The sequence below is a fragment of the Bradyrhizobium sp. CCGUVB4N genome (assembly GCF_024199945.1).
Taxonomy (GTDB): domain Bacteria; phylum Pseudomonadota; class Alphaproteobacteria; order Rhizobiales; family Xanthobacteraceae; genus Bradyrhizobium.
In genome coordinates, this window is the sequence record NZ_JANADP010000001.1 from 8,911,153 (window position 1) to 8,926,203 (window position 15,051).

At 64.9% G+C, this 15,051-nt stretch carries 14 protein-coding genes and 1 riboswitch; of the genes, 5 read left to right on the forward strand and 9 right to left on the reverse strand.

The window, feature by feature from the left end; all coding sequences use genetic code 11:
• Window positions 1–75 precede the first annotated feature (75 nt).
• Window positions 76–477, forward strand: a complete 402-nt coding sequence (locus tag NLM31_RS41575; protein ID WP_254195950.1) for an SRPBCC family protein — start codon at window positions 76–78, stop codon at window positions 475–477.
• A gap of 100 nt (window positions 478–577) precedes the next feature.
• Window positions 578–1,057 carry a hypothetical protein gene (locus NLM31_RS41580; protein ID WP_254195951.1) on the forward strand — a complete coding sequence of 160 codons (480 nt, stop codon included), beginning with the start codon at window positions 578–580 and terminating at the stop codon, window positions 1,055–1,057.
• Between the two features lie 89 nt (window positions 1,058–1,146).
• On the opposite strand, the gene NLM31_RS41585 is transcribed toward NLM31_RS41580, so the two are convergent.
• The 3 genes from NLM31_RS41585 to NLM31_RS41595 all read right to left on the reverse strand — a co-directional run bounded on the left by NLM31_RS41585 (window position 1,147) and on the right by NLM31_RS41595 (window position 5,297).
• Window positions 1,147–2,589, reverse strand: coding sequence for an MATE family efflux transporter (locus NLM31_RS41585; protein WP_254195952.1), 1,443 nt, complete (start codon window positions 2,587–2,589; stop codon window positions 1,147–1,149).
• A 338-nt stretch (window positions 2,590–2,927) separates the two neighbouring features.
• Window positions 2,928–3,977: a hypothetical protein gene (locus tag NLM31_RS41590; protein WP_254195953.1), complete on the reverse strand. Its 1,050-nt coding sequence runs from the start codon at window positions 3,975–3,977 to the stop codon at window positions 2,928–2,930.
• Window positions 3,978–4,160: 183 nt separating this feature from the next.
• Entirely contained in the window at window positions 4,161–5,297 is a 1,137-nt protein-coding gene (locus NLM31_RS41595) for a 2'-deoxycytidine 5'-triphosphate deaminase (protein ID WP_375167524.1), read from the reverse strand.
• Window positions 5,298–5,377: 80 nt separating this feature from the next.
• A riboswitch (SAM riboswitch) is annotated at window positions 5,378–5,457 on the forward strand.
• Window positions 5,458–5,531: 74 nt separating this feature from the next.
• Here NLM31_RS41595 and NLM31_RS41600 point away from each other — a divergent pair.
• Window positions 5,532–6,719: an O-succinylhomoserine sulfhydrylase gene (locus NLM31_RS41600; RefSeq protein WP_254195955.1), complete on the forward strand. Its 1,188-nt coding sequence runs from the start codon at window positions 5,532–5,534 to the stop codon at window positions 6,717–6,719.
• 149 nt (window positions 6,720–6,868) lie between these two features.
• On the opposite strand, the gene NLM31_RS41605 is transcribed toward NLM31_RS41600, so the two are convergent.
• Genes NLM31_RS41605 through NLM31_RS41615 form a run of 3 tightly spaced genes read right to left on the reverse strand, consistent with a single transcriptional unit; the run spans window position 6,869 to window position 9,906 of the window.
• On the reverse strand, window positions 6,869–7,867 hold the full coding sequence (locus NLM31_RS41605; RefSeq protein ID WP_254195956.1) for an SGNH/GDSL hydrolase family protein: 999 nt from the start codon (window positions 7,865–7,867) through the stop codon (window positions 6,869–6,871).
• A gap of 12 nt (window positions 7,868–7,879) precedes the next feature.
• Window positions 7,880–8,650: an SGNH/GDSL hydrolase family protein gene (locus NLM31_RS41610; protein WP_254134937.1), complete on the reverse strand. Its 771-nt coding sequence runs from the start codon at window positions 8,648–8,650 to the stop codon at window positions 7,880–7,882.
• Window positions 8,650–9,906: an OpgC domain-containing protein gene (locus NLM31_RS41615; protein WP_254195957.1), complete on the reverse strand. Its 1,257-nt coding sequence runs from the start codon at window positions 9,904–9,906 to the stop codon at window positions 8,650–8,652. Before NLM31_RS41615 ends, NLM31_RS41610 begins: the two co-directional genes overlap by 1 nt.
• Before the next feature lie 180 nt (window positions 9,907–10,086).
• On the opposite strand from NLM31_RS41615, the gene apaG reads away from it, so the two are divergent.
• Window positions 10,087–10,479 (forward strand): Co2+/Mg2+ efflux protein ApaG, encoded by a 393-nt coding sequence (gene apaG / locus NLM31_RS41620; protein ID WP_212302907.1) that lies wholly within the window; start codon window positions 10,087–10,089, stop codon window positions 10,477–10,479.
• Window positions 10,480–10,594: 115 nt separating this feature from the next.
• Here apaG and NLM31_RS41625 read toward each other — a convergent pair whose 3' ends face one another.
• The 3 genes from NLM31_RS41625 to NLM31_RS41635 all read right to left on the reverse strand — a co-directional run bounded on the left by NLM31_RS41625 (window position 10,595) and on the right by NLM31_RS41635 (window position 14,018).
• Window positions 10,595–11,602, reverse strand: coding sequence for an Hsp33 family molecular chaperone (locus NLM31_RS41625; protein ID WP_254195958.1), 1,008 nt, complete (start codon window positions 11,600–11,602; stop codon window positions 10,595–10,597).
• Between the two features lie 290 nt (window positions 11,603–11,892).
• Window positions 11,893–12,816 carry an ornithine carbamoyltransferase gene (argF, locus tag NLM31_RS41630; RefSeq protein WP_254134941.1) on the reverse strand — a complete coding sequence of 308 codons (924 nt, stop codon included), beginning with the start codon at window positions 12,814–12,816 and terminating at the stop codon, window positions 11,893–11,895.
• Complete coding sequence (locus NLM31_RS41635; protein WP_254195959.1) at window positions 12,816–14,018, reverse strand: aspartate aminotransferase family protein; 1,203 nt, start codon at window positions 14,016–14,018, stop codon at window positions 12,816–12,818. Before NLM31_RS41635 ends, argF begins: the two co-directional genes overlap by 1 nt.
• Window positions 14,019–14,471: 453 nt before the next feature.
• Between NLM31_RS41635 and NLM31_RS41640 the strand changes: the two genes are divergently transcribed.
• The gene (locus NLM31_RS41640; protein ID WP_018644522.1) at window positions 14,472–14,984 is read left to right on the forward strand and encodes a GcrA family cell cycle regulator; all 513 of its coding nucleotides are present in this window, start codon (window positions 14,472–14,474) and stop codon (window positions 14,982–14,984) included.
• The last annotated feature ends 67 nt before the right edge of the window (window positions 14,985–15,051 follow it).

Genomic DNA, 15,051 nt, shown 5'->3' on the forward strand with positions numbered 1-15,051 from the left:
ATTTCGGTGAATGATGGTGGGCACGGCGCTTTGCGCCTTTGCCCACCCTACGGGACTTCATTTGAGGAAACGGTTATGGCCTCCATCTACAACGACATCCCACTCCCCGCGCCGGCCAACGACGTCTGGGACGCGGTGCGCGATTTCGGCGCGCTGCATCAGCGGCTGGTGCCGGGCTTCGTCACTGCTTGCCAGCTCGACGGCGATGCGCGCATCGTTACGTTCGCGAACGGCTCGGTGGCGCGCGAGGTGCTGGTCGATTGCGACGATGCGCGGCAGCGGCTGGTCTACGCGATCGACAACGAGCGGCTGAAGCACTACAGCGCCTCGGTGCAGGTGATCGCCGCGGGCGAGGCAAGGTGCCGGCTGGTCTGGATCATCGACATGCTGCCGAACGAGCTTGCTGCCTATGTGCAGGAGCAGACGAAGGCGGCCGTGACCGCGATGCACACGGCCTTTCCGGGTATGGCTGCGTGATCTTTCTCACAGAACGCCACCCTGCGCCGCCGTAACCATGGCCGCGTGCGTCCGGTTGGCCTCGCTCTCCCGGCGACGCCACGCACGCGAGGAGCATGCCATGAGAGGTGCGGACAAGGTGATCTGCCAGGCAGCCGCCGTGCTGCTGCTGTTTTCGGTCGCGAGCTCGCCGGCGAAGGCGCAGTTCCTGGGCGGCGGCGGAGGTGCCGGCGGCGAGGACATGATGACCCAGATGGCGCCGATGCTGGAGATGATGAAGGCGAAGATGGGCAAGCGCCGCTTCGCCATGCTGATGCAGACCATGGGCCCGATGATGAGCCGCATGATGGAGAATGGCGGTGGCGGCATGGGAGGCCTCGCCGGCGGCAATTTCGGCGGCGGCTACGGCGCGCCCAATTACGGCGGCTACACGCCGATGGGCGGCGGCACCATGCCGATGGGAATTGGCGGCATGGGCGGCGGCGATATCATGGGCATGCTCGGCGGCGCCGGCGGCGGCGACATGATGGCGATGATCCCGCAATTGATGCGGCTCGCCAATGTCGGCGGCGGAGGCCATCGCCGCCACAGGCATCGCTAGCTCGCGCCGGCATATCGCCGCCGCGCTTCAGCTTCTTGTTTGCGGATGATCTTGTCGGAAAACCGGTTCCCACTTTTCCGGATCATCCGCTAGTCGACAACCGACAGCACAGGCCGCACGGCCGGCTTCGTCTCGCGCGGTCCCCAGCGTGTCAGCACCACGCTCGAGCTTGAGAGCAGGCCCAGCACGACCATCGAGCTCGCGGCGAGCCAGAAGAAGCTTTGCGCCGTCGCATCATGCGTCGACAGCCACCAGCCCCAGGTCGCGATGTAGATGAGACGGGCGGTCTGCGCCAGCACCGGGCCGATCACCTTGGCCGCGCCTTGCGACGAGAAGTACATCGTCGAGGCAAGGCCGATGAAGGCGTAGAACGGTGCCACCGTCGACAGATATTGATGGCTGGTCGCGCGCACCGTCGCGCTGTCCGTGAAGATGTTGACCCAGAGGTCGGGGAACAGTGCAACGAGACAGGCCGGTGCGCCGACGGCAACGAAGGCACTGGCGCCCGCGATCCAGGCGATGCGCCGCGCGCGCCCGATGCGGCCGGCACCAACGGCCATGCCGATCATCGGCACCGAGGCGATGCCGAACGAGAACGCGATCGAGGTCAGCAGGAATTCGAGCCGCGCGCCGATGCCGTAGCCGGCGAGGATCGCGGTGCCGAATTTGGCCAGCATATGGGTGAAGATCGAGATCGTCAGCACCGATTGCAGCGGCGAGAAGCAGGCGATGGCGCCGACCTTCAGGATGTCGAAGAACATCGCCCATTGGATGCGCAAGCCCCGCAGTTTTGGAACGACGCGTGCACGGCCCGAGAACAGATACCAGCCCATCACGCAGATGTTCATGGAGTAGGCGATCAGCGCGCCGGCCGCGACGCCACGCATGCCGAGCTGCGGGAAGGGTCCGAGCCCGAGGCCCAGCGTGCCACCCAGCACGATCTGCCAGACCGCGGAGTTGAGGATCAGAAGCGATGGCAGCTTCATGTTGCCGGTGCCGCGCAGCACGCCGGCCATGGTGTTGAGCAGCCAGGGCAGCAAGGCGCCGCCGAAAAACACCTGCGTGTAGGCGATCGCATGCGTCAGCACGGTGCCACGGCCGCCGAGCATCGTGAGCACCTGAGGTCCGAAGATCAGCATGCCCAGCATGAAGACGAGGCCGAAGCTGATGCCGATCAGCAGCGCATGCGCGGCCAGTGTCCCGGCGCGTTCGCGATCGCCGGCGCCGAGCGCACGTGCGATGGCCGAGGCGACGGCACCGCCCATGGCACCGCCCGACATCGTCATGGTCAGGATCACTGTCGGAAATACCAGCGCCATCGCGGCCAGCGCTTCGACGCCGAGACGCCCGATATAGGAGGTCTCCGCGATCACCACGCAGGTACCAGCGGACAGCGCGACCACGTTCGGCCAGGCGAGCCCCAGCAGCGTGCGCAGGATCGGCCCGTCGGTCAGCGCGCTCCGTGCAGGGCGCGGTGGCGGCGGCAGCGGACGTTCCTGCTCATCGACCGGGATCTCGGCGATGTCCGTCATTTCCTCTCCCGGGCATAAGCGCCATTTGCGGCGCGGCAATGCTTAGGTGTGCCAATTCATTTCCTCGCGCGGAAAGCGCGGTGGGCATTTGTTAGCACGACGGCTGCCGATTGCTCCTGCGTCAGGTGCAGGCGTGCCCCTGCGGGAGCGCATTTCAGCCCGCGGAATTGTGGTTCTTCCTCTCCCCGTTCTTGCGGGGAGAGGGTTGGGGTGAGGGGCCTTTCTCCGCACGTGAGACTGCCGACGGACCTGTGCCCCCTCACCCGCATCCCATCTGCGATGGGATGCGACCTCTCCCCGCAAGCGGGGCGAGGTGAAGCCGCCGCAGCACCGTTCACCTATTCAATCGTCCAGACCAGCGGCGGCCGGCCGGCTGCCGTCGGTCGCAAATGCACGCCGATATGCCGGCCGCATCCCGCAGCAAGCCCCTCGAACAGCCCTTCCAGCACTTTTGCGCAGGCACTGTGATAATCGGCGACATCGTCCATCAGCTTCCAGCTCTGCTGCCGGATTTCGAAGCTGCCTTCGGACTGTATCGTCTCGGCCGTATCGTCCTGCGCGGCGAACAGCGCGTTGAGGAAGGATACAAACTCGCTCGCGCCGCCGCGGCGCATGGCCAGCGGCTCTGCGATCTCGTCGAAGAACTGCATGCCGATCAGCTTGCCGGTGATGCGCAGGAGATAGCCGGCATCTTCGGGCCCGAACAGTTGCACCATCACCGGAGCAGCCGTGCGGACATATTCCATCGCGTAGTTGCGATAGGCCTTTTCCAGCCGCGGCTTCGGCCAGTTTGCGACAGGCAGAGCCGGTGCCGTCTTCGCGTCGAACAGCGGCGCTTCGAGGTGCCGCGCAAAGACCAGGCGCTGGTCGAGCTCGAGCGGATGATCGTATTGATGGTAGTAGCCTTCGAGCCCGTCCTGGCCATCAACGCTCTGCTTGGTGCAGACGAAGCCCAGGCGGAGATCACCGAGCGCGACACCGTTGTTGGCGTGCCAGCCGCGCAGCATTGCGCGCGAGACTTCGCCCGGCACGCCGCAGATCGCCGGGCCCTTCCAGATCCAGCGCGGCGGCGGATAGCGGATCCAGGCCTTGGTGTCGCTCTCATACATGTATTCGACGTGGACACCGCCGATCCAGTTGGAGAGATAATGATACTGAGCCGCCGCCACCGCCGGCGGCAGATGATCGATCCCGAGCTTCTTGAGCCCCGGCAGGAAGCGCTCCTGCTGCTGGCGACGGAAGACGCGAAAGACAAATTCAGCGGCGTCCGCCGTGCCGCGCCGCGTGACCACGGTGAGGATGAGGCCGGTGAAGTAAGCGTGATAGAGGTCGGCGACCGCGCGCCAGCGTTTCCATTGGGCTTGTTGCGCGGCGTCAGCTGCGGTCATCGTTTGCTCCCGGCTTGTTGTTTTGCGGGAGTGTGTCATCGCGGATCGGGTGACGCAATCTCCGCTGTCATCGCCCGGCGAAGACCGGGCGATCCAGTATTCCAGAGGCGATTGTGATGGAGCCGATAGGCCGCGGCGTACTGGATGCCCCGGTCAAGCCGGGGCATGACAGCGTGTGTGCAGCTACACCCGGAAATGCTTGCTGAGCTTCAGGCCCTGCGCCTGGTAGTTTGAGCCGATGCGCTGGCCGTACATGGCGTCGGGGCGCGCGAGCATCTTCTCGTAGACGAGGCGGCCGACGATCTGGCCGTGCTCGAGGATGAACGGCACTTCGCGCGAGCGCACTTCCAGCACGGCGCGAGATCCCAGCCCGCCCGCGCCGGCATAGCCGAAGCCGGGATCGAAGAAGCCGGCATAGTGCACGCGGAATTCGCCGACCAGCGGATCGAACGGCACCATCTCCGCGGCGTAATCGGGCGGCACCTGCACGGCTTCCTTGGAGGCGAGGATATAGAACTCACCGGGATCGAGGATCAGGCTGCCATCGGGACGGGCCGAGATCGGCTCCCAGAAATCTTCCACCGCGTAGCCGGAGCGGCGATCGACATCGACCACGCCGGTGTGCCGCTTGGCGCGATAGCCGACGAAGCCCGTGCCCTTCTCACCGGAGAGATCGACGGAGACGGCAACGCCGCCGGTGAGATCCGCATCGTCGATATCGACGAGACGCTCGGTGGCATGCAGCGCATCGAGCGCGTCGGCATTGAGGATGGCGTCACCGGTGCGAAAGCGCACCTGCGACAGGCGCGAGCCCTCGCGCACCAGCACCGGAAATGTCTTCGGGCTGATCTCGGCATAGAGCGGACCGTGATAGCCGGCGCCGATCATGTCGAAACGACGGGTGCCGTCGGCGATCACGCGGGTGAAGACGTCGAGCCGCCCGGTCGAGCTTTTGGGGTTGGCGGCCGCGACGATCTCCGGCGGCAGCGCAAGGCTCTCGAGCAGCGGCACGATGTAGACGCAGTTGGTCTCCAGCACCGCACCGTCGGCGAGGCTGAACTCGTGCAGCTTCAACTGATCGATGCGCTCGGCGACGGTGGCACCGGGGCCGGGCAGGAAGCTCGCGCGCACGCGATAGGCGATGTCACCGAGGCGCAGATCGAGGCTCGCCGGCTGGATCTGGCTTTCGACGAAATCGTACGCGGGCAGGATGAGGCCCTCTTCCGCCATCGCCGCGATCATGCGGTCGGGCAGGATACCATTGGCGTCGGCGGCAACCGTGAACGTCAACCGGGGGTCCTCATCGGGGGTCAAATACATCCGGACATGCGGGAAATACTAGCCTTTTACGGCTATCCGATGGACGCCTTGACGAAAAGGGCATTGCGGAATATGAGCATCACTTATCCCGTGGTGATTTGAGCCGGCCGGCTTGCAGCCACGTTAAATAAGTCGCTAAACAGGCCGGGGACCTCTGTGATCCCGGCCCGTGGAGATTTCCAGGCCGGTTTTTTTGTGACCGTTTTCGCGTCAACGGTCATGTCGGAGGGTCCTATGTCGAAGTCGCCTGCCACCTACCGTCCCGAAACCCGCCTGGTCCATTCCGGCACCCTGCGTTCGCAATATGGCGAGACGTCGGAGGCGCTGTTCCTGACCCAGGGCTATGTCTACAACAGCGCCGAGGAGTGCGAGGCGCGGTTCAAGGGCGAGGACCCCGGCTTCATCTACTCGCGCTACTCGAACCCGACGATCGCGATGTTCGAGCGCCGCATGATCGAGCTCGAAGGCGCCGAAGCCGCGCGTTCAGCGGCAACAGGCATGGCCGCGGTGACGACCGCGATCCTGGCGCCGCTGAAAGCCGGCGACCATGTCGTCGCGTCTCGCGCGCTGTTCGGCTCGTGCCTCTACGTCATTCAGGATCTGCTGCCCCGCTACGGCATCGAGACCACGCTGGTCGACGGCGCCAATCTCGACGAATGGCAGCGCGCGCTGAAGCCGAACACCAAGACGTTCTTCCTGGAGAGCCCGACCAATCCGACGCTCGACGTGCTCGACATTCCCGGCATCGCCGAGATCGCGCATAGCGGCGGCGCGCGGCTCGTCGTCGACAACGTGTTCGCCACGCCGATCTGGCAGAGCCCGCTCGCACTCGGCGCCGACGTCGTCGTCTACTCCGCGACCAAGCACATCGACGGCCAGGGCCGCTGTCTCGGCGGCATCATCCTGTCCTCGGAGGCCTTCATCGCCGAGCACATTCATAATTTCATGCGCCAGACCGGGCCGTCGATCTCGCCGTTCAACGCCTGGGTCCTGCTCAAGGGCCTGGAGACGCTCGGCGTGCGCGTGCGCGCGCAGACCGACACCGCGGCGCGCATCGCCGACGTGCTGGCGAGCCATCCGAAGATCGCGCGACTGGTCTATCCCGGCCGCGCCGATCATCCGCAGGCGGCGCTGGTGAAGAAGCAGATGCGCGGCGGCTCGACGCTGGTCGGCTTCGAGGTGAAGGGTGGCAAGGCGGCGGCGTTCCGCGTGCTCAACGAGCTGAAGCTTGCAAAGATCTCGAACAATCTCGGCGACGCCAAGAGCCTCGTCACGCATCCGGCGACGACGACGCATCAGCGGCTGACGCCGGAAGTGCGCGCCGAGCTCGGGATCGGCGAAGGCTTCATCCGCTTCTCGGCCGGGCTCGAGCATGCCGACGATCTGATCGAGGATCTGACCGCGGCGCTGGAGAAGGCGTGAGAGCTTCCTGTCGTCCCGGCGAAAGCCGGGACCCATAACCACAGGATTAGGTTTGGCGAAGACTGGTAGTTAAGCGGTCTCCGGTACTAGCGCCGAAATCCACCGATAGATCACGCGGTATGGGTCCCGGCGTTCGCCGGGACGACAAATCACATCGGCCGGTACGTCCGCACGTCCGCGGGCACGTTCACGCCGAGCTTGATCTGGCCGACCGAGCGGATGATATCGTCGCCGAGCAGCTGGGCGAAGCAGGCATAGCCCCAATCATTCATGTGCAGGCCGTCGGCGATGACGAAGCTCTCGACCGGGAGCGCCTGCTTTTCATGCCAGTCGCGCATCACTTCGAAGCGCGGGAAGATACCAACGTGACGGAGCTCGGCGACCTTGCCGAGCAGCTTCACCATCCTGCTTGCCCTTTCGGGACGCTCGGTGACGCGCGGCGAATATTGCGGGTCGACCAGCACGACGTCGGCATCGCCTGCGGCCTGGATGCGGGTGACGCCGTCCTCGACCATCTTGGCGGTGTCGCCGGGATCGAGATCGCGCAGCACGGCGTTGGTGCCGACCTGCCAGATCACGAGATCCGGATGCACGTCGATCACCTCCTTCTGGAGGCGCTTCATCATCTCGGGCGCGTCCTCGCCGCCGATTCCGGCATTGATGACGGTGATGTCAGCGGTGGGATATTGCCGGCGCAGCTGCGCAGCGAGACGGTTCGGATAGTTGAAGTCGGGCGAGCTCGCGCCGTAGCCCGCCGTCGACGACGAGCCGAACGCGACGATCACGACGGGCTTGCCGGCGATGAGCTTGCTCGCGACATGCGGCAGCGAGCCCATCGTGTTCGCACCGCCCTTCGGCGACAGACACGGCACGCGGCTGAAAATGTCGCCGGCGGATTTCGCGACCTGCTTCACCTTGTCGATGGCGCGCGAGGTGAGGCCACGCTGCTCGGCGGAGGACGTCGCGGCAATCGTGGTCTGGGACGGTAATGCCGGTGCGGGATTAGCGCCCTGCTGCGGCGCCGGCGTCGCCTGGGCAGCCTGAGCGCGCGCAGGGGCCCGCAACACCACGGGCGTCAGCATCAGCAGCGCCGCCGCTGCGGGCGCGGCCAGCCATGTCGTCGGGCCAAAAGGGCGGAGAGAACTCATTAACGCTAGACCTCAATTTTGCTGCTGGGCCGGCCCCAGATGGGCGGCGTCGATCACAAACTGTGCCAACGCCCGGCCGATGCAATCATGGACCTGCTTCGCCAGCTCAGGGCCGCGGGAGGGGCTGAACAGGTCGAACTGACCCTGGTCATTCCACTGCCGCATCATCGCGAAGCGGTCGAACAGCGGGACATCATGCTCCTGCGCCACCACCCGCATGTTATCGAGATAAGGCGGCGCCGAGATCATGGTTTCGGTACGCGGGCTGTACTGCAAATTCATCAAGACGACGTCAGCCCCTGCATTTTGCAACGCAGCGACCCCTTCGGTCACGGCGCCGCGGAAATCATCGGGATCGATGGAGCGGATAGCATCCACGGTCCCGGTCTGCCAGATGACCAAAGTAGGTGTTTTTGCTTCCATCAGCTTAACGAAGGTACTGGCGGCTTCCTCCGCTGTCTTCTTGCTCTGTATTTCTACGGATACGTGCACGGTCTCCGCAGGCGGCAGCTTGTCCTTCAGCATGGCCTGCATCCGCGCCGGATAGGAGCTGTCCTCCGAGGATGGAATGGTGGTGGAGCGGCTGCCGATCACCAGGATCTCCAGCGGCTTGCCGGCCTTGACGGTGTCGGCGACCTTGTGGAGCTGGCTGTCGGTGGCGAGCAAATAAGGCGGTAATTCGCAGGCTGCGGGCGCGGCAGGCACGGCTTCGCCGGCGCGCGCCGAAGGCGCGACGAGACCAGCGCACAGCAGGATCAGGCTCAGGAGAACCTTCGCCTTCATCAGCCCCCTCCCGCCAGATCGGCGTTGCCGGCGGCGGCTTTGGTTTTCGTACCGCTCTTGTCGGCCACCTGCTTGTACCACGAAATCACCCAGGCAACGCCCCACATGATCAGGATTCCGGAGAGACTAATCAGCGCATGCATGCCCGGTCCACCGGAGACCTCGGCCAGGATGAAATGGCCGGCGAAGGCGAGGAAGACGCCGAGGCAGAAGATCTCGAGGGAATGGGAGCCGCACAGGATCAGCGGCCGCAGCCAGGGCGATTTCAGGCCCGGCCAGTCGCGCGGCAGGAAGCGCACGGTGAGCGCGGCCAGCGCCAGGAAGTGCGTGAAGCGCAGTACGTCGAGGTCGGTCTTGTCGATCGGATACATCCACTGCTCGAGCCGCTTCGGCATGAGATGGCCGAGCTGCGGCACGTACCAGGTCAGCGTCACGTAGAACGCCGCGACGAGATAAGCGATCGAGATCCACATCGTGACCGGCGACGCCAGAATGCGGGACATGCGTCGCGCACCTCCGAGCGCACACCATGCCCCGAACACGAACAGCAGCTGCCAGGCCAGCGGATTGAACGCCCAGAAGCCGTTCGGATAGGCCGAGAAGTAGAGGTCGAATTCCCAGGTCACCGCATAGAGGGCGGCCGACAGTGCGAGCGTCACGTCGGGCCGCCACTTCATCGACCACAGGATCAGCGGCAGCGCCAGCATCAAGACGATGTACAGCGGCAGCACGTCCATGTTGACGGGGCGGAAGCGCAACAGCAGCGCCTGCACGATGGTGACATCGGGCTGCTTGAGGAAATCCATGATCCCCATCTCTTCGGTGTAGAGCGGGTTCTCGAAGCTGGTCGCGACGTAGGAGATCTCGGCGAGGAAGATCGTGAACAGGAAGACGTGGGCGACATAGATCTGCCAGACCCGACGCAGGATGCGCGCGGTGGCGATGACGAAGCCGCTCTCCAGCATGGCGCGACCATAGACGAACGCGGCGGTGTAGCCGGAGATGAAGATGAAGATTTCGGTGGCGTCGCTGAAGCCGTAATTGCGGATCGTGAACCAGGTCAGCAAATTCGGCGGCAGATGGTCGATGAAGATCAGCCACAGCGCCAGGCCCCGGAACAGGTCGAGCCTGAGCTCGCGCTCGCCGATCGCCGGCAGCGTGATCGCCGGCGCACGCGCCACGGGTTTGGCCTCCGCGGGCTTGGCACCCGCGGTTCCCGCGATCGTCGATCCCGTCACTTGATCGGCAATGGTCATCGGGGCCCAAAAACCCTTCCGCAAATCGCGACGTATGAGGATTGTACCGGTCCCGTCGCCGCCTCGCAAAGCGGCCGGATCACATACGGGTGTACTTTCCTGTCAATTCTGGCGGGACGATGTCGCGAAAGCCGCCTGCGGCGTTTGGTTCCCGGCAGGGTTTTCGTTATGATGGCAGTCATGTACCGCGCCGTGACCCGCCAGATCGAAGTGACCGTCGAGCCGAACTTTGTTCCGGAACAGTCGTCGGCCGACCGCTCGCGCTATTTCTGGTCCTACACCATCGTCATCACCAATTCCGGCGACGAGACCGTGCAGCTCAAGACGCGGCACTGGATCATCACCGACGCCTCCGGCCGGCAACAGGAGGTCAAGGGCGAAGGCGTGGTCGGCGAGCAGCCGACCTTGGCCCCCGGCGAGCGCTTCGAATACACCTCCGGGGTGCCGCTCTCGACCGCCTCCGGCTTCATGACCGGCCGCTACCAGATGGTCAGCGAAAGCGGCGAACGGTTCGAGATCGACGTGCCGACGTTTTCGCTGGACAGCCCGGACAACAAGCGGGTGTTGAATTAGCGGCGGATGACGGTGCCGTAGGGCGGGCAAAGGCGCAACGCGCCGTGCCCACCATTTCCGTCGAAATGCACGAGATCGTGGGCACGCTTCGCTTTGCCCACCCTACGATACCGCGCTACGCGTCCTCGACGCCTGCCTCATCCGGCGTGAACTCGTACACCGATGAGCAGAACTCGCAGGTCACGACGACCTTGTCGTCCTTGACCATCGCCGAGCGATCGTCCGGCGAGAAGCTCTTCAGCATGGAGGCAACCGCATCGCGCGAGCAGGAGCATTGCGCTTTCAGGACAAGCGGATTGAACACGCGCACGCCGCGTTCGTGGAAGAGGCGATAGAGCAACCGCTCGCCGGAGAGATCGGGATCGATCAGCTCGACGTCCTCGACGGTTTCGATCAGCGAGCGCGCCTCGACCCAGGCATCGTCCTCGGCAACGCTGTGCACCTCGAGGCCATCGGGCGCATCGCCGGGATGCAGATCGGCCTGCCGCGCGCGCTCCGGCGCCTTCGGCAAGAACTGCATCAGCATGCCGCCGGCGCGCCAGCGATGCTTGCCGCCGTCGCTCGAGCGCCACTCCTCGCCGACCGCGAGGCGGACGCGCGTCGGGATCTGCTCGGAGCGCAGGAAATATTCGTGGGCGGCATCTTCGAGGCTGCCGCCGTCGAGCGCGACCAGGCCCTGGTAGCGGCTCATATCGGGACCCTGGTCGATGGTCATGGCGAGGTGGCCGCGGCCGAGCAGCGTACCGGAATCCTTGGTGTCACCGAGGCGTTCGGCGTCGAAACGCGCATAGGCGCGCAGGCGATCCGGCGCCTGATAGTCCACCACCAGAAACGACACCGGCCCGTCGGTCTGTGCCTGCAGGATGAAGCGGCCTTCAAATTTCAGCGCCGAGCCGAGCAGCGTGGTCAGCACGATGGCCTCGCCGAGCAGCTTGCCGACCGGCGCGGGATAATCGTGCTTGGTCAGGATCTCGTCGAGCGCGGGGCCAAGCCGAACCAGGCGCCCACGCACATCGAGCGCATCGACCTCGTAGGGCAACACGGCATCATCGATGGGAACCGCGGATGGTGCGCGAACCGGGCCTTCAGACCCGGTTTTCATGTCAGGGGATTGGGAAACCATGGCGCTTTATCTGGGGTCGGAGGACGGGAAATGGAAGGGGGCGCGAGGTGGTGCGTTCCGGATGCAGGTGTCGTTGTACGAAGCAGCCTCAAACTGGATGTCGTCCCGGAGCGCGCGAAGCGCGAACCCGGGATCCATAACCACAGGATGACGTCATCGTGCGAGATGACAACTCCGAGTCCTCGCAAAACCACGGCCTGTGGTTATGGGTCCCGGATCTGCGCTTACGCTTGTCCGGGACGACAGCGGAGGATGGAGCCGCCAGCGCGGCCACACGCTCGCACGTATCTCTACTTCACCGCGTCAAAGCACCAGGCCAAAATGCCCTTCTGCGCATGCAGGCGGTTTTCGGCCTCGTCGAACACGACCGATTGCGGGCCGTCGATCACCTCGTCGGTGACCTCCTCGCCGCGATGGGCGGGCAGACAGTGCATGAACAGCGCGTCGGGCTTGGCCAGCGACATCAGCTTCGAATTGACCTGGTAGGGCTTGAGCACGTTGTGACGGTGCTCACCTTCCTTGTCGCCCATCGACACCCAGGTGTCGGTGACGACGCAATCGGCGCCCTTCACCGCGGCCTCGGGATCGGTGCCGAGCACGATCGGCGCGTTGGTGGCCTTGATGAAGTCGCGCATCACCTTCTTCGGAGCGAGCTCCGGCGGGGTCGCGACATTGAGGTTGAACTTGAAACGTTCGGCGGCATGAGCCCAGGACGCCAGCACGTTGTTGTCGTCGCCGGTCCAGGCCACGGTGCGACCTTCGATCGGGCCGCGATGCTCCTCGTAGGTCATGAGATCGGCCATCACCTGGCACGGGTGCGAGCGCCGCGTCAGGCCGTTGATCACGGGCACGGTCGCATTCGCAGCGAGCTCCAGCAGCGCCTCGTGATTGAGGATGCGGATCATGATGGCGTCGACATAGCGCGACAGCACGCGCGCGGTGTCGGCAATGGTCTCGCCGCGGCCGAGCTGCATCTCGGCACCCGTGAGCATGATCGGCTCGCCGCCGAGCTGGCGCATGGCGACGTCGAACGACACCCGCGTGCGGGTCGACGGGCGTTCGAAGATCATCGCCAGCGTCTTGCCCTCGAGCGGCCTGACCGGCTGATGTGCCTTCTGCTTCGCCTTCATGGCGGAGGAGGCCGCGAGCATGCTCTTGAGCTCCGACAGCGGCAGCTCGTTGATGTCCAGGAAGTGCTTCGGCGTCTTGCTCATCAGCTTGCCGCCCGCTTGTTGCCGGTCAGCGCAGTGCAGGCGCGTTCGAGCCGCCCGACGCTGTCCTCGATCTCGGCTTCGGTGACGATCAAGGGCGGCAGGAAGCGCACGACATTGTCGCCGGCCCCGACGGTGAGCAGTTTTTCGTTGCGAAGCGCTGCGACCAGATCGCCGGAGGGCACCACGGCCTTGATGCCGATCAGGAGCCCCTCGCCGCGAACTTCGCTGACGACATCGGGATGACGGTCGATCACGGAAGCAAGCTTCTGCTTCAGCAGCAGCGACATCTTCTGCACATGGTCGAAGAAGCCGGGCTTGAGCATGACGTCGAGCACCGCGTTCGCAGCCGAGATCGCCAGCGGATTGCCGCCGAAGGTCGAGCCGTGCGAGCCGGGCCCCATGCCGGAGGCCGCTTCCGCGGTCGCCAGCACCGCGCCGATCGGGAAGCCGCCGCCGAGCGCCTTCGCCAGCGACATCACGTCAGGCGTGACGCCGGTGCGCCGATGGGCGAAGAGATCGCCGGTGCGGCCCATGCCGGTCTGCACTTCATCGAAGGCGAGCAGCAGGCCCTTCTCGTCGCAGAGCTGGCGCAGCGCCTTGAGGAAGCCGGGAGGCGCCGAACGCACGCCGCCCTCGCCCTGGATCGGCTCGATCAGGATACCGGCGGTCTGCGGACCGATCGCCTTCTTCACGGCCTCGATGTCGCCATGCGGGATCTGGTCGAAACCGTCCATCGGCGGGCCAAAACCTTCGAGATATTTTGCCGAGCCGGTCGCGGCCAGCGTCGCCAGCGTCCGACCGTGGAAGGCGCCTTCGAAGGTGATGATGCGGTAGCGCTCCGGATGCCCCTTGGAGAAGTGATGATGGCGGACCAGCTTGATCACGCCCTCCAGCGCTTCGGCGCCGGAATTACAGAAGAACACGAAGTCGGCAAAACTCTCGTTGCAGAGACGCGCGGCGAGCTTCTCACCATCCGGGCTCTGGAACAGGTTCGACATGTGCCAGAGTTTTGTCGCCTGCTCCTGCAGCGCCTTGACCAGCACGGGATGGGCATGGCCGAGCGCATTCACTGCAACGCCCGAGGTGAAATCGAGATAGCGATCGCCATTGGTTGCGATCAACCAGACGCCTTCACCGCGCTCAAAACCGATGTCGGCCCTGGCGAAAACGGGGAGCAAATGCGGTGCTGCGCTGTTGGTCATGATGGTCTCTTTGGATGTTTCGGACGGCCTGAGCGTGCGTTGCGCAGCGCATCATTGGTCCGGAAAACGAAACGTGCCGCCTTTTAAGGGCGGCACGCATCGCCATCTTATGCCTGGCACCAATGGTGTCAATGCCGCCCGGAAAGCCCCGCGAAACGCTGATTCCGTAGTCTTGCGGTGCCGGATTTGCGGGTTTTTGGCCACGGAACATGTGGAAGCGAGTCGTCGGACTCTTGCGCGTGAGTCACGCCATATTGTAGCGTTTGCCTTGTCAGATACGACATCTCGTGCAGCGGTTCTGATCCCAAAAGTCCTCATGTACCGGCGTAAACGTTCGGGCGGCTCATTGCGCCCGGCGAACCTTAAGGGATTCTGGCGGCACGGGTTTTTCGAAGCTTAGGCATTCGTCGTGCCGCCCCAGGATGGCAGGCGCGCGGCGAAGGAAAGGTTACAATGACGGTTTTGACCTGGTCCGACGATCGCGTCGAGCAGTTGAAAAAGCTCTGGGAGGCCGGACTTTCGGCCAGCCAGATCGCCGCTGAGCTTGGGAATGTCACCCGCAACGCCGTGATCGGCAAGGTGCACAGGCTCGGCCTGTCGGGCCGCGCCAAGAGCCCGTCCTCGGCAGCTCCGCGGCCGCGCAAGGCGCGTCCGGCGCAGCACATGATGCGGGTGAGCAGGCCCATCGCGCGTGGCAATACCGCGCTGGCGCAGGCCTTCGAGGTCGAAGTCGAGGCTGAACCGGTCACCTACGACAACGTGGTGCCGATGAGCCAGCGGCTGTCGCTGCTCGAATTGAACGAGGCGACCTGCCACTGGCCGGTCGGCGATCCCTCGAGCCCGGATTTCTTCTTCTGCGGCGGCAAGGCGCTCTCCGGCCTGCCCTACTGCGCCCAGCACTCGCGGGTGGCGTATCAGCCGGCAGCGGATCGGCGGCGCGCGCCGGCGAAGCCGGGCACGCGGTAAGCGCATCCAGTTAACCTCGTCCCGGCACAAGGCCGGGACGACCGGGGAAATAAAAAAGCGCGCCATC

What these genes read in the sequence shown, in the direction of transcription:
- NLM31_RS41615 (WP_254195957.1), bottom strand. Translation starts at nt 9,906, where the DNA reads ATGACCATTGCCGATCAAGTGACGGGATCGACGATCGCGGGAACCGCG.
- NLM31_RS41605 (WP_254195956.1), bottom strand. Translation starts at nt 7,867, where the DNA reads ATGAGTTCTCTCCGCCCTTTTGGCCCGACGACATGGCTGGCCGCGCCC.
- NLM31_RS41595 (WP_375167524.1), bottom strand. Translation starts at nt 5,297, where the DNA reads ATGTATTTGACCCCCGATGAGGACCCCCGGTTGACGTTCACGGTTGCC.
- argF (WP_254134941.1), bottom strand. Translation starts at nt 12,816, where the DNA reads ATGAGCAAGACGCCGAAGCACTTCCTGGACATCAACGAGCTGCCGCTG.
- NLM31_RS41635 (WP_254195959.1), bottom strand. Translation starts at nt 14,018, where the DNA reads ATGACCAACAGCGCAGCACCGCATTTGCTCCCCGTTTTCGCCAGGGCC.
- NLM31_RS41625 (WP_254195958.1), bottom strand. Translation starts at nt 11,602, where the DNA reads ATGGTTTCCCAATCCCCTGACATGAAAACCGGGTCTGAAGGCCCGGTT.
- NLM31_RS41600 (WP_254195955.1), top strand. Translation starts at nt 5,532, where the DNA reads ATGTCGAAGTCGCCTGCCACCTACCGTCCCGAAACCCGCCTGGTCCAT.
- NLM31_RS41585 (WP_254195952.1), bottom strand. Translation starts at nt 2,589, where the DNA reads ATGACGGACATCGCCGAGATCCCGGTCGATGAGCAGGAACGTCCGCTG.
- NLM31_RS41610 (WP_254134937.1), bottom strand. Translation starts at nt 8,650, where the DNA reads ATGAAGGCGAAGGTTCTCCTGAGCCTGATCCTGCTGTGCGCTGGTCTC.
- NLM31_RS41575 (WP_254195950.1), top strand. Translation starts at nt 76, where the DNA reads ATGGCCTCCATCTACAACGACATCCCACTCCCCGCGCCGGCCAACGAC.
- NLM31_RS41640 (WP_018644522.1), top strand. Translation starts at nt 14,472, where the DNA reads ATGACGGTTTTGACCTGGTCCGACGATCGCGTCGAGCAGTTGAAAAAG.
- NLM31_RS41590 (WP_254195953.1), bottom strand. Translation starts at nt 3,977, where the DNA reads ATGACCGCAGCTGACGCCGCGCAACAAGCCCAATGGAAACGCTGGCGC.
- NLM31_RS41580 (WP_254195951.1), top strand. Translation starts at nt 578, where the DNA reads ATGAGAGGTGCGGACAAGGTGATCTGCCAGGCAGCCGCCGTGCTGCTG.
- apaG (WP_212302907.1), top strand. Translation starts at nt 10,087, where the DNA reads ATGTACCGCGCCGTGACCCGCCAGATCGAAGTGACCGTCGAGCCGAAC.